Origin of the sequence: Methanosarcina sp. 2.H.A.1B.4, assembly GCF_000979385.1 — an archaeon.
In the GTDB taxonomy this organism is placed as follows: domain Archaea; phylum Halobacteriota; class Methanosarcinia; order Methanosarcinales; family Methanosarcinaceae; genus Methanosarcina.
The window spans coordinates 26,120-39,270 of record NZ_JJOV01000033.1; the positions used below are offsets into that span (position 1 = coordinate 26,120).

At 44.7% G+C, this 13,151-nt stretch carries 14 protein-coding genes; 3 read left to right on the forward strand and 11 right to left on the reverse strand.

All coding sequences use genetic code 11. The features are described from left to right. Positions 1-10: 10 nt before the first annotated feature. The 9 genes from EO92_RS05430 to EO92_RS05470 form a co-directional block, all read right to left on the reverse strand. Positions 11-316 carry a 30S ribosomal protein S24e gene (locus tag EO92_RS05430; RefSeq protein WP_048169879.1) on the reverse strand — a complete coding sequence of 102 codons (306 nt, stop codon included), beginning with the start codon at positions 314-316 and terminating at the stop codon, positions 11-13. Beyond that, the gene (locus EO92_RS05435; protein ID WP_048169881.1) at positions 297-884 is read right to left on the reverse strand and encodes a GTP-dependent dephospho-CoA kinase family protein; all 588 of its coding nucleotides are present in this window, start codon (positions 882-884) and stop codon (positions 297-299) included. Before EO92_RS05435 ends, EO92_RS05430 begins: the two co-directional genes overlap by 20 nt. A gap of 1 nt (position 885) precedes the next feature. Next, positions 886-1,071, reverse strand: a complete 186-nt coding sequence (gene spt4, locus EO92_RS05440) for a transcription elongation factor subunit Spt4 (RefSeq protein WP_048132197.1) — start codon at positions 1,069-1,071, stop codon at positions 886-888. A 23-nt stretch (positions 1,072-1,094) separates the two neighbouring features. Continuing rightward, positions 1,095-1,682: a DNA-directed RNA polymerase gene (locus tag EO92_RS05445; RefSeq protein ID WP_048169883.1), complete on the reverse strand. Its 588-nt coding sequence runs from the start codon at positions 1,680-1,682 to the stop codon at positions 1,095-1,097. A 61-nt stretch (positions 1,683-1,743) separates the two neighbouring features. Next, on the reverse strand, positions 1,744-2,109 hold the full coding sequence (locus EO92_RS05450) for a PIN domain-containing protein (RefSeq protein WP_048169885.1): 366 nt from the start codon (positions 2,107-2,109) through the stop codon (positions 1,744-1,746). After that, the gene (locus tag EO92_RS05455) at positions 2,106-3,332 is read right to left on the reverse strand and encodes a translation initiation factor IF-2 subunit gamma (RefSeq protein ID WP_048132190.1); all 1,227 of its coding nucleotides are present in this window, start codon (positions 3,330-3,332) and stop codon (positions 2,106-2,108) included. The genes EO92_RS05450 and EO92_RS05455 overlap by 4 nt, the downstream gene beginning before the upstream one ends. 405 nt (positions 3,333-3,737) lie before the next feature. Then, on the reverse strand, positions 3,738-4,901 hold the full coding sequence (locus EO92_RS05460; protein WP_048169887.1) for a formate--phosphoribosylaminoimidazolecarboxamide ligase family protein: 1,164 nt from the start codon (positions 4,899-4,901) through the stop codon (positions 3,738-3,740). 305 nt (positions 4,902-5,206) lie between these two features. Then, positions 5,207-5,950, reverse strand: a complete 744-nt coding sequence (locus tag EO92_RS05465; protein ID WP_048169889.1) for a stage II sporulation protein M — start codon at positions 5,948-5,950, stop codon at positions 5,207-5,209. A gap of 70 nt (positions 5,951-6,020) precedes the next feature. Beyond that, positions 6,021-6,890, reverse strand: a complete 870-nt coding sequence (locus tag EO92_RS05470) for a DUF63 family protein (RefSeq protein WP_369793125.1) — start codon at positions 6,888-6,890, stop codon at positions 6,021-6,023. Positions 6,891-7,764: 874 nt separating this feature from the next. Between EO92_RS05470 and EO92_RS05475 the strand changes: the two genes are divergently transcribed. The 3 genes from EO92_RS05475 (at position 7,765) to EO92_RS05485 (ending at position 10,270) form a co-directional block, all read left to right on the forward strand. After that, positions 7,765-8,835 carry an NAD(P)-dependent glycerol-1-phosphate dehydrogenase gene (locus EO92_RS05475; RefSeq protein WP_048160536.1) on the forward strand — a complete coding sequence of 357 codons (1,071 nt, stop codon included), beginning with the start codon at positions 7,765-7,767 and terminating at the stop codon, positions 8,833-8,835. Between the two features lie 277 nt (positions 8,836-9,112). Continuing rightward, on the forward strand, positions 9,113-9,562 hold the full coding sequence (locus EO92_RS05480; RefSeq protein ID WP_048160601.1) for a UPF0179 family protein: 450 nt from the start codon (positions 9,113-9,115) through the stop codon (positions 9,560-9,562). Positions 9,563-9,637: 75 nt separating this feature from the next. After that, complete coding sequence (locus tag EO92_RS05485) at positions 9,638-10,270, forward strand: DUF2150 family protein (RefSeq protein WP_048169893.1); 633 nt, start codon at positions 9,638-9,640, stop codon at positions 10,268-10,270. Between the two features lie 243 nt (positions 10,271-10,513). Here the strand turns inward: EO92_RS05485 and EO92_RS05490 are convergent, their stop codons facing one another. After that, the gene (locus tag EO92_RS05490) at positions 10,514-11,677 is read right to left on the reverse strand and encodes a glycosyltransferase family 4 protein (protein ID WP_048169895.1); all 1,164 of its coding nucleotides are present in this window, start codon (positions 11,675-11,677) and stop codon (positions 10,514-10,516) included. A 393-nt stretch (positions 11,678-12,070) separates the two neighbouring features. Next, positions 12,071-13,144, reverse strand: coding sequence for a DUF4921 family protein (locus tag EO92_RS05495; RefSeq protein WP_048169897.1), 1,074 nt, complete (start codon positions 13,142-13,144; stop codon positions 12,071-12,073). Between the last annotated feature and the right edge of the window lie 7 nt (positions 13,145-13,151).

The following is a 13,151-nucleotide window of genomic DNA, read 5'->3' on the forward strand; positions in this document are numbered from 1 at the left end:
TCAGTAAGGCTTACGCCTCTTCTTCCTCAGTTTCTGCTCCGGGGGCAGGGTTTCTCTTCAGGACGTATTCCAGTTCTACTGCTTTCATGCGGCTTGCATCTTCGTAGAGCTTGGCATAACCCTTGCTTTCCTGCATTCCGTACTCTGTGTTGATCCTCTGGATGACCAGAAGTTCAAGGGGAGCATTCAACATTGCAGCAAGCTTGTTCCGTACATCACTTCTGGAAGGAGTAGAACCTTCATATTTCACAATGAAATCCAGTTCCCTTCTGTTTAAAAGTGCATTATTTTTATCTTTAAGGATCTTTATGTCCATCTAAAATTCTCCGTATCTTATCCAATTCATTATTCTGATTTTTGCTGATGAGCTTTTCAAAAAGAGCCCTTATTTCTTCCTTCTTTTCCTCAGTGACCTCTACAAAGACCACACCCTCATCGGGTTGCCCGTAAAGGACCACAGACCCCAGCGGAGCCATAAGGATTACCGGAAGGGTTGCCAGATCCTCTTCTCCTTTTACAAAAATGCGGAGAAGCTTTTCTGAGGCAAACGCTTCGCAAAGGGTTTTTATCAGCTCATCGGTGATAATCCCCGCAGGGTTGTCAACCGAAACTTCTTCATAGACCTTATCCCTGTTCCGGGCCGACACATCTCTGGATACCGGTTTCCTTTTGGTACGGTCATCCACAATACAGATGTCCGGAATAATCCCGGCTTCGAGCAGGTGGAATGTAGTAACATCCCCTACGGATATAAGTTTTGTGGGGCTAGCAAGCTCCCCTACAAACTTTTCTATGGTATCCCTGCCCTTTCCCCTATATAATATACCAAGGGGTCTTTTCATAAGTGGGCGAAGTTCTCTCGGAAGTTCGATATGAACACTCAACTCAGCGCACCTTCAAGGCAAATCTATCCGGGATGTCAACCCCGAGTTTTTTTGCGATTTCCGAGCGTTCTGTGTCAAGAATTATCACAAGTCCACTCCATTCTTCTGCAAGGTCTGAAGTTCCGCAAACAGGACAGGTTTGCCCTTCCAGGACCCTCAGGCAGTGTCGACAGACTTTTTCTGGCATTGCAATCCTCTCTTTTGCCTTCTTTATTCAGGCGGTCTTTCACCTGTGACTTCCTGAGGCTGCTTCTTCCTGCGGGCTTCTTCGAGCCACTGCAGTTTTCCAAGGGCAGTCTGGCGCATGGTAAGCCCGATCTTGCTTTCTTTTGGTTCCCTTTCATTGATGCTGACCGCAACAATTCTGGCTCTTACATGATCCCCTTCAGCAATTGCCTTGCCTCCGGTTTTAGTGACAAGCCTTGCGTTTTTGGCATCATAGGAAATGAAGTCATCAGTAATCTGGCTTACGTGGAGCAGCCCATCCATTGGGCCCATTCCTATGAAAACTCCAAAGCCGACGGCTTCCACGACCTCACCTTCGATAATCTCCTGGAGCTCTGGAATAAACATTACTGCTTCGAATGTCACATCATAGTATACGGCCCCGTCTCCGACGAGGATATGCCCTTCTCCTACCTCGTCGATATTGTAAACCGTGACAAGGGAGCCAAGCTTTTTGTCAACCTGCCCCTCAAGTTTTTCCCTTAACGCGTTTTTAATGGTAGGCATCACTTCTTCCCCAAGAAGGGTGGGAGGGATACGAACAGTATCAACGAGTTTCATTAATTTATACATCTGCTAATCACCCGTAAACCTAATCAATGGAACTGCTGCCCGGAAATGTCCGGTGGGGTTTTCAGACAACGTCAAGTCTGTTTTTCTGGCGCAGAGACACGGCCTGAACCCTGTATTCTGCAAGCCTGTGCTTCAACCCTATATCATTTGTCAGAACAGCCGCTTTCATCTCTCTCGCGAGCCTGAGGATAACGTCATCCGCAGGCCCTGTTCCGGCTATTCGCTCGCACCTGTCCATCATGGACCTGGCAACCTTTGCGGCTGTTCTGTCTGAACCTTTTTCCCGCTTTATTAGTTTTTCGATTTCAAATACAACAGCTTCAGGCACATAGAACTCATTAAAACCCAGCCTTTTCAGTTCTTCGAAAATATCCACTCCGAACTGGACAGGGATCATGAACCCGTTAGTATCGATTATGATTTTCAACTCTTTATTACCCCTACTCCAATGAGCCTCCAGCGGGAATCGATTCTCCTGCTGATAGCAACCATCGCCCCGACTGCTGCACTTATTGGGCGTTTGAGTGACACCTGGGCTTCATTCTTCCGGGCACTTGTGACCACACCTACAGTCGTTGCGGTTCCTATATTTAGCATAAGGGGTTCACTGGTCTTGATTTCATTGATCTTTTCTTCCTTGGTGACTCCCACAACCCTCTCAAGCAGGTGCAGTTCCATGACAAACTGATGCCTGGTCTCAGGAAGAGTGCCTGGTATGCCTGCGATCTGTCCGGTTAAAGAGTCGCCTTTTGTCAGGGTAGGGTCAAGATAGGTCCCGACAGCCAGAAGACCTCCGGGAGTTGCTTCCTCGACCTTTGTTGCGCCTGCAAAAATGGATGAGACCGTGGTCAGGATAGGAACCCATTTAGTGCTGCCTTCGGTTGTGATTTTTATTCCGGGCCTTATCTCAAGCTCGTCGCCGGGATGAAGTAAGCCTTCTGTAAGGGTGCCTCCGATAACTCCTCCGCGGATTTCATCAATTGAGGCTCCGGGCCTGTTAATGTCAAAAGAACGGGCAATCAGCATGCTGGCAGGCTTGCCTGCTTTATGTACAGGAGTCGGGATCTGGGTTTCCAGGGCATCGATCAGGATATCGATGTTGATGTTCTGCTGGGCTGAGATCGGGATTACAGGTGCATTTTCTGCGACCGTGCCTTTGACAAATTCCTTTATCTGGTGGTAGTGCTCGACAAGGCGTTCCCTGGATACAAGGTCAATCTTGTTCTGCACGATAACAATGTTTTCAATCCCTATTATGTCCAGAGCCATAAGGTGTTCTTTCGTCTGGGGCTGCGGGCATTCTTCGTTTGCGGCAATTACGAGCACTGCTCCGTCCATGATTGCAGCTCCTGAAAGCATGGTTGCCATCAGGGTTTCGTGCCCAGGGGCGTCTACAAAGGACACTGTCCGGTATTCTTCTGTTTTTTCTCCACAGTTGGGGCAGGTCTTTTCCACAGTATAACACTGAGGTGCAGGGCATTTCGGGCATTTCATGAATGGGGAGTCCGCATACCCCAATCTTATCGAAATCCCTCTTTTTACTTCTTCACTATGCGTATCCGTCCACACGCCGGATAAAGCTTTAACAAGTGTGGTTTTTCCATGGTCGACATGGCCTACCATGCCGATATTAACACAGGGCTGACTCAAGTTGTAGTTTCCTCCAGTAGAGTGAAGATAATCTGATATAAGGCAGGTATTCTGATATAAGGCAAGTATTTATCCGAAATCTGCACCTTCAGGGAGTTTAACTGCTTTTTTCCCTCAGGCCTGCAGACTTCAACTCTAAAACTAATCTAATCCCTAATTTTCACTATGTGATCCTTGGTTTTATTGTAATCTGTAACTTGAAGCGGGATTTTACTGGGACGGGCTTTACATGAGCCCGAACCCCTTCCCCCGGGCAAATTCTGAATTTCCAAGCTGGAAACCCGGGCAAGTTCTGTCATTAAATTTTTAGTTAAGGCTTGAATCTAACAGATTCAGATGATACTTTTAAAGTTTACGGTATCCTGCACAACTCATATCTACTAATGCCGGAAAGCCTTAATAAATTTATGTGACGATCATATCAAGTTTCTCGAGCTCCAGAGCGCGCCTTATCTCAAAGGCAAGTCTTCTGCCCGTACTCATCGGTCTTCTCCAGAGTGAGTTGCCGTAGGAATGCCCGACTGACATATGCACATTCGTCCCGCCGCCCACTCTCGGGGCCACATCATAAATATAGAAATTCAGGTCCTTGTCCACGCAAGTCTGGAGGCAGAAAGGCCCTATAACTCCAGGTGCGTAGTGCTCCTGAGTGGCTTTTACATACTTTTCTCCCATTTCGAATACTTTTTCAAGGAGGGACTCGCGAAGAGTTGACGAGTTGTGTCCGCAGACCGTATATTCCGGGGTGAGCTGGTGCTTGGCAAGAGCCATCTGCTGAGGGGCAGGGAGCCTTACATGCCCGTCCAGACTGGTCTCAAAGCGCCAGTCAACGCCAAGGAGCTCCAGCTTGCTCATTTTCGGCTCTATTGGGGAATAGAACATATCAAGGTTGAACACAGGCCCTATAATATAACGCTCGATCCTGGCAGTCTCAAGAGCTTCACGCGTAATCACTCCCTGTTTTATAAGGGCTTCGGATTTTTCCAGGTATTCCCCGTAACTTGAAGCCGTAAAAAATCCCCTTTCGAGTGTCTTTACTGCATGAGGAAGCTTTACCATTACGAGCTCGTCAATGTCCTCTGGAGACTCTATTTTTTCCGGGAAAGGAAGCCCTGCTTTTTCGAGGATCCAGTAGTAGCTCTGCTGCTCGCTTCGTTCCTCGCTCCTGAGAAGGTTCCTGCTCCCTACCATAGGCACTCTGAAATTATCTTCGATTTCATCTATGCTGCAGTAGGAAGTAAAAGAGCGGTTAGGGATAAAAAGCACGTTCTCGTCAACCAGTTTCTGCTGATTCTGGGGCAGGAGAATTTCATTATACTTCTTATATACAACTGCCTCATCGACAATTCCTCTCTTTATTTTCCCGTAAGGGTCCCTCTGAGCTCTGAAGTATTCGGTGTAGGTCTTCTCCCTTCCTGCCTGGCAGACTGCAAGGGTCCTGAAATCTTCTTCAATTGCTCCGTCGCAGATGTCGAGTCCTGAGTGAGAGGCAATGGTCCCTACTTTAATCTTATCAGCATGCGCGTAATAGCCTTCAACGATTTCCTTAATCTCTTTCCTGTCAATCATATATAATGTCCCTCAGCTTTTTCGAGGTGTTGATAATTCTGTGAGATGGTGATCAGGTCTGATACTGTGTGATTCTTAACCTGATATGTGATTCTTAACCTGATATTCGAGACGAGATGCCTGAAGTACAGATCCCGGCGGTAGCTTGCCAGGTTTTAGGAAACAAAAGCTCTGATTAGATTTTTCCCCATTAACGGCTTTACCTATTAAAACCCTTTCTAATAGAAGTAATCGTTTATATAATGAAGGGTAAGCTGGAGTGGCTGTTTTGTCCTCTCACAGCAATCTTCACGTTTACCTGATTTTTAAAGGAAACTCAGGATCAGAGGTGTAATAAAGGCCTCAACTACTGCTGCCAGAAAAAGAAGAGGCACGATCCAGTGGAAATAAAATCTGATCCCTTCTTTAAATTCTTTTTTGATCTCAGTAGGCCTGCCTATAAGGGCAGAGAAAACCTGGTGCCCGAGCCTGACCCCTATCCCAGCTGATATGAAGACCATGGGTAGTTCCACGATCCCGTGCGGGAGAAGGGCAAGGAAAATAAAAAGCAGGCCTTTTTCCTGGGCTACGAGGTTAGAGATAACTCCTACAATATATCCATTAAAGGCAATAAACATTATCGGAAGGACACCGAAGACAAGCCCGAGTACAAGAAAAAGCAGGCTTACAAAGGCATTGTTGAGAAAGATTCCAAGCATAATGACTATCGGAGGCTTATCCATGAGGGGTGCGAAACGGGAGCTGAAACCTTCCATGAGCGTATCAGCCATATCCGGAAAATTTGCCGATGAAGTATAGCCTGCAAATAGAGCCCCGAAGAACACAAAGGTAATGAATATTACATATGGCCAGATAAAACGCAGGTAGCTGGTAAACTCAGATACCTTTGAGGTACTTCTTCCTCCTGGCCGGAATTTTGTTTCTCCGTGGGCAGCTAAAAAGGCATTTTCCGCTGGAGCATATATTTTTTCCTCCCTCTCCCCTTCAGGAGTTTCTGCTCTTACTTCTCCTTTTCTCTCCCGTAAATAATAGTCTTCCTCTCTTTCCATGTTTATCCCCAATAAAGACTTAATTTATTGAATCCCGGTGTCCACTGCAGGTATCTGTTTACCCTTTATTTCAGATTCCCAGCATCATTCGGATTGTGTTCCGGGTTGCCGGAGAAAGCCCGAGGATCAAAATAACCATTTTAATAAGCATTTTCAGGTTGTTTGACTCCTCATCTTTCTCAAACTGGGTATCAAGTGCATAAAGAACCCCTACGAAGATAATTAGTTTTAATGGATACATAACCAATGCAGTATCAGTAAGTTTAATGAGATAAGAGGGAAGCACGTGTTTTTCAAAGTACCCCAGTTTATCTATCCCTATGTATGTCGAAGAAGCATCAAGCATATGGGCCAGAAGGATAGACAGGTTCAGAGGGTCGGTAAATATCGAGGATTTTAAGCGGCGCGCAACCATGTAAAAGGTAAAGGTCAACCCTGTTCCTGCTCCAAGCACAAATACCGGAACGTAAGCAACTACAATGTTCTCATAATATAGCAGTGTGCCGAGGTTTAATAAAAACCAGGCCAGCCCGAAGCCTGCGAAAACGGAATGATACTCTTTCACAAGCCCTGCTTTCTGCAGCCGGATTGAGAGCCAGAGGCAGACTACGGTTATCCCGAAAACCAGGAAATAAATATTCGGGGTTATAAGCAAATAGGAGAAAGGAGGGTGAAAGATGCCTGCGGGGGAATCTTCAAGCACGCGCAGAGAAGAGCCGGCAAGTACGAATGGCAGGATTGAGAGGATGAACCTGGGTGTTATCTTTACTTCCAGCTTTTCAAGGAGCCTGAAAACCCCGAAAATACAAATGCCCAGTACCACTGCCCAGGTAAAAGTGTTTACAAGGTTATACCCGTCATCGGTCCTTATGGGATCCAGATAGTAGGTATTGATAAATTGTGATATATTATCCGTTAAATAACTCATCTTATCACTCATTCAAAATGGCAATAGCCTAATACAATTAATACTTACTGTACATAGCTGAATTTGTGTACTGGCTCATATATATGAAACAAACTTATTTCCGAACTATAAATGTAGTCATCTAATGTAGTAATCTCAACTGGTGAACGGTGTTCGGTTTAATTACAGATATTTCTTTGCCTTCTCGAAGCTTTGTTTCCGGAAAAGCAAACATTTTATACGGGCGTATTATTCTATGGATATTATATTACTATATTTATATAATTAACCTATGTAATTGTATCTGTTAAAAAGTAATAGTTAACAGACTTATCAATAGAGAGAAGAGAGAGAATTGATTTAAGTAAATTCCCCTGGCGAAATATCCATGTTTTATCATAGTCAGGTACCTAAATTCCTTACATAAGCCCGGACGAAAAGTTAAATAAGGTAAAAAGGGTGCGGAATGGACTGATCAGAAGCATTGCGTTCTTAATATCATCTGAGAATTAAGTTAATGAATTAAGTTAATGAATTAAGTTCTCCTATTAAACCAGGTATATAAACCAGGTATATTATATTCGATAAGTTGTTTATATTTGATAAGTTGTCGATGTTTTCTGCAGTTATTATCATCTGTCAATATCAGATACCTGTATAGTTATCTGCTGGTGTTAAATACCCGGATGATTAGAGATATCTGCAGTGATAGTTGAGATGTTAATCTTCAATAAGTAGTCTTCAAGTAGTCTTCAATAAGTAATCTTCAATAAGTAATCTTCAATAAGTAATCTTCAATAAGTAATCTTCAATAAGTAATCTTCAATATCGGCTGGCTTACACCTGCCGTTTTTACGAAATAAAGTATACACTATAATCTTTATCACAACTAAAAAATCATGCGGGTATGAAATTGACCATCAATAAAAACAGCGCAAAATGGATGCAGCTTCCAAGGGACGTGCTGATTGGGCATGGTGTACTTGAGGAAATTGGAGATGTCTGCAGGGACCTGAAACTGAAAGGAAATGCGCTGATAGTGACCGGGAACACTACCCTGGACGTTGCGGGTAAAAGAGTGAGCAACCTCCTGGAAAACGCAGGGTGCAGCGCAGAAACGGTTCTTACCTGTAGGGCAACCATGGAGGAAGTCGAGATAATAATGCAAAAAGCCCTCGAGACAGAGGCGACTTTTCTTCTTGGAGTAGGAAGCGGCAGGTCTATTGACCTTGCAAAACTTGCTTCCACACGGCTTGAACTTCCTTTTATCAGTGTGCCGACGGCAGCTTCTCATGACGGCATTGCGTCTTCCAGAGCCTCGATAATTGACAATGGAAAAAGCTCTTCTGTACAGGCTCAGGCTCCTATGGCCGTAGTTGCGGACACAGAAATTATCTCGGCGGCTCCTTTCCGATTTCTTGCAGCTGGCTGTGGAGACATCATTTCCAATTATACGGCAGTGATGGACTGGGAGCTTGCAAGCAGACTCCGAAACGAGTACTTCGGGGAATACGCTGCAGCTCTCTCTCGCATGGCTGCACGGGTGGTAATAGAATCTGCCGATTCGATTAAGCCAGAGCATGAGAAGTCTGCCAGGCTTGTGGTAAAAGCCCTTGTCTCGAATGGAGTTGCAATGAGCATTGCAGGTTCTTCAAGACCGGCTTCGGGATCGGAACATATGTTTAGCCACGCCCTTGACAGGATTGCCCCAAGGCCTGCATTACACGGAGAACAGTGTGGGGTTGGTACAATCCTGATGATGTACCTGCACGGAGGAAACTGGCAGGAGATCAGGGATGCCTTAAAAAAGATCGGGGCTCCTACGACTGCAGAAGAACTGGGCATAGAAGATAAATATATAGTCGAAGCCCTGTTACATGCACACAGTATCCGCCCGGACCGCTACACAATTCTCGGAAACGGTCTTACTCCTTCGGCAGCCGAGAAAGTTGCAAAAATCACAAAGGTCATAAGTTGAAAAGTTGTTTTAACTCAGGCCAAAGCAGAATCTCAGCAACTGTTTGAAATATCATAAAAATAAACAATGATATATCAGAACCTTTTAAGCTGGGGTTCAGATTTTATAATAATTAACGGCTCACTCGAGTCTTAATTAATTTAATTTATTTATGATCTGGCTTAAATTCTTTACTTCAGGTCTAATCTCAATTTTCAATTCAAAATATTTCGGGATAAGCTCCAGGAATCCCGATAATTCAATAAATGCCAGAATAAATTTAAATGGAAGAACTATTATGACAGAAAGCGATACCAAAATAACACTCATCGGATCACGGCTGGCAAGGGAAGGGCTGGAATTCATATTCAAAGGTGAAATGCCAGAATGCAAGAAATGCCGGCTGAAGAACACCTGCCTTAACCTTGAACCCGGGCGCAGGTATAGGGTCGAGAGAATAAAAAGTAAAGACATACATGAATGTTTCCTGCATGACAGCGGGGTACTTGCTGTAGACGTCAGCAGGGCTCCTATCCTGACAACTATGGAATCAAGAAAAGCTGTTGAAGGGGCAAAAATTATGTATGAGCCCACCAAATGTGGCAAGAGAGAGTGCGGTGTGTATGAGATCTGTCACCCGGAAGGGCTTTTAAAAGGGGACAAATGCAAAATTGTAGATGTCCTTGAAAGCCTTGACTCAAAATGTGAAGCTGGCAACTCTCTAAAAAAAGTGAAACTTGCCTGGTGAACATAAACAAACACCTTTTAGTAATAGTAAGATCGATTATTAATTAATAAAAAATGTATATAAGCGGTGTTATAAGTGCCTGAACATGATATGAACCAGGTCCCCCCCTATGAATTTTATACCCAAAAGCGCTGGGAAAACTGGCTCGGACGGGCAAGGGAAAGCGGTTTTCAAATAAAAGAAACCGAAGAAGAAGCCGGGAAGGAAAGCGCTGTATTCGTCAATATGGTTGATGATGTGATCCTTGCCTGCCTGAAAGTAACCGTTCGCTTTGAAAAAGATCTGCTCTCTAAAGAGAAAGCTTTAAAGATTCTTGAGGAGATCAGGGATATCGTGCTTTCCGAGGTCGAGCCCATTTCCGAAGATATCGACCTTATGATCGATTCGGTACAGACCTCTCTTATGGGGGCACTTGTCGCCTTTGAATGCTATTTTATGGGTGACTATGAGGATGAATCAAATCTCGAAGAACTTATAAAAGAAGCTATCGACGCCGAAGCCTCTGATAACCTTGAACTTGCTCTTGATTACACTGCACAGTGCGGTGCAATCGTGCTCAAAGGACAAAGCCTGCCTGAAGAGGTTATGGCTGAGCTTCCATACGGCATTGTTGCAGAATGGCTTGATGGGATTGACTCAATCTCGGCAGCAATGGTAGGAAGTGACAGTTATAAAGAATTTGATGAGGACGATGGGGAAGACAGTTAACATCTTCCTCTTTAAATTGTATGGAAAAAAGTAAGTTTCACATATTTGCTGAATATTTAAAAATTTAGCCAGGTCTGAAAAATATACTTAAGAGGCACATTCAACTTCATAAATGTGTGATAAAATTATTGTATATTTTACTGGTTGGAAAATCCGCCCTTGAATTTGAAGAGGATACTATAATCTTTTCCTCTTCAAATTTTTTAAGTACTCATCTTTTTAAGCATTCAGGTTTTTAAGCATTCAGGTTTTTTCGATTACTTTTTCATATACTTCAAGGGTTTTTTCAGCTATCGTTTCCCAGTTGTATCTCTTTTTCAGGAGTTCGTACCCCTTCTCTCCCATCCTGTTGCGGCCCAGCCCCTCAAGTACATAGTTGAGACCCCAGGCAATAGAAGAGGGCTCTTTATGAGCAATGATTCCTGTTCTGAAGTTCTCAACAAGAGCGACTGCATCGCTTGCAACCACAGGCTTTTTCGCATCCCATGCCTCAAGTACAACTATCCCGAAGGGTTCGTTCCGGCTTGGGACACAGACAAGGTCACAGGCGTTGAACCAGTCTATGACAGTGTTATCCGGGGCGTACCCAAGGAAATTGCAGGAGTCCCCTATGCCAAGCCGCTGAGCCTGGTTTTCACATTGAGCCCGCATATCCCCTTCTCCTATGAGTACAAACTGGGCATCCCTCTTCCTCAGGACTTTTGCTGCAGCTTCGACGAGCAGATCCGGTCCTTTCTGGTAGGACATCCTTCCGGTGAAGAGCACTACAGGAAGGCATGGGTGGATTCCGTAGTTTCTCTTTATTTTTCCAGGATCAACTTCCCTTTTTATTTTTCCCACATTTATTCCATTGGGGATCTCCCAGAGCTTATAATCGGGAATTTTGTATAAGTGCCTGACTTCTTCTTTCAAAACAGTAGATGTCGTAATTATGTCGGAAGCTTCATACCCTCCAAGCCATTCCCTGTGCGAAATCTCTTTTGCTTCCCACCAGTCTCCGTGAAGGTTTCCGTTGCGCCCCCATTCCGTACTGTGGAAGGTCAGGACGAAAGGCAGTCCAAACTGGGCTTTAATCCTGCAGAGGACGTTTACAGGATGCCAGTCGTGCCCGTGGAGAATACCAAACTCTCCTGCCTCTTCACGCACGTCCAGAAACCGGCAATACATAGCGTCGCACATCCTGTTCATCTGCTCCACTATTCCCCCAGTCCGATCACATGCAATTCTGTGGTAGTGGACTCCCCTGATTATTTCATCATTGTTTTCAAGGCCTCGGGTAAAAAGATGAACCTCATGACCCTTAGCTGCAAGAGCCTCAGAGAGTTCGGATACATGGGGAGAAATACCTCCTACACGTATCGAATACAAACTTTCCCAACTAAACATTCCTATTCGAATCTTTTTCATAGACTCACTCATTCCTTTTTGTCAAAGTGAAGGACATCACGGTTACTAAAAGTTCCAGGCTTCCCCCAGCCTGTGCTGTTCAAACCCTTCAGCTTATCGGGTTAATATATATTTTTCCAGATTGATAAACTCAGGTTACTCTTTTCCTGCTGTAATTTCTCTGTACGTATTCCCCTTAAACCCTTCACGTACCTGTTCTGAACAGGAATTATCTAAATATGCATGGTCTACAGGACAATTTTCGCATTAAGGATGCATCTCTATACTTCCCTAACTTTATTCCTTTTTAATTGTACATAAACATATCTCCGGTTTATTCCACCTGTTTTTCACTGGAAACTTTCACTTCAGTTGTTTGTTTTTCTCTCCCGGATTTATCCTGAGAAAACTCATTCATCCCCCCCTCAGGTATGAGGCTGCCTTTTCCGGAGAAACAGTATTGATATAAATTCCGGTATTCAATTCGAACCCTGCAGTAGTGGAGATCCGGGGCAGCAGCCTGAGGTTCAGGTGGTACTCCGGAGTTTCAAAAAGCTGGTAGAACATATGGTTATAGGGCATGTTTCCGAATACTTTTGCATAACTCCTGAGGACAGTTCTCAAAATCTCACCGAGGGCAAAAAGAAGCTCCGGACTAAAATCCCCAAGAAAACTTATATGCTCTTTTGGAAGGATCCAGACTTCAAAGGGCCCTATTGAATAATAAGGGGCAAAAGCCACAAACTTGTTATTTTCATGGATAAGGCGTGATGAGGCTTTTTCTGTTTCAAGGAGAACGCAGTAAGGGCACTTTTCTCCTTCTCTAATAGCCTTCAGTTCCTTTTCCAGAATAGGAGGGCAAACCGGCAGGGCGATGAGCTGGCTGTGTGGATGGTCCTGGGAAGCGCCTGCGGCTTTTCCAGAGTTTTTGAACAGGGAGACATAAAGGATTTTTTCATGGGCTGCGTAATGACAAACCCTGTCCTTATAGACCCTCATAAGCCCGGATATTTCAGTGTCGGAGAAGTCCTTCAGGTTTTTCCCGTGCACAGGGGACTCCACTATTACCTCATGGAAACCGGATCCCTGGAAAACTTCAAGATCTTTTCCGTGAAATCGGGGGGACGGTGGCGCAGGGGAAAGTGCAGGAGAAGGTGCAGGAGAAGGTGCAGGAGAAGGTGCAGGAGAAGGTGCAGGAGAAGGTGCAGGAGAAGGTGCAGGAGAAAGTGCAGGATAAAGGTTTGGAAAACAGCGAAAATCCCAGTCGTGTACTCTATTTTCCCCGGTATCGGCAAAGACCTCCCCATTCTTATATACCGCAGTTGCAGGAGGCGTTTTTTCTTCATTTCCCCCGCAGAACACGCAGTTTTCAGGAGCGCTTTTTTCGGAACCTCCGGCTGCCCCTGCAAAATCCGAAGGTCTTTTAGCTCTCTCTTCAGCAATTATGCAGTATTCGGGGAGAAAATAATGCTTTCTGATTTCTGACATTTTCGGA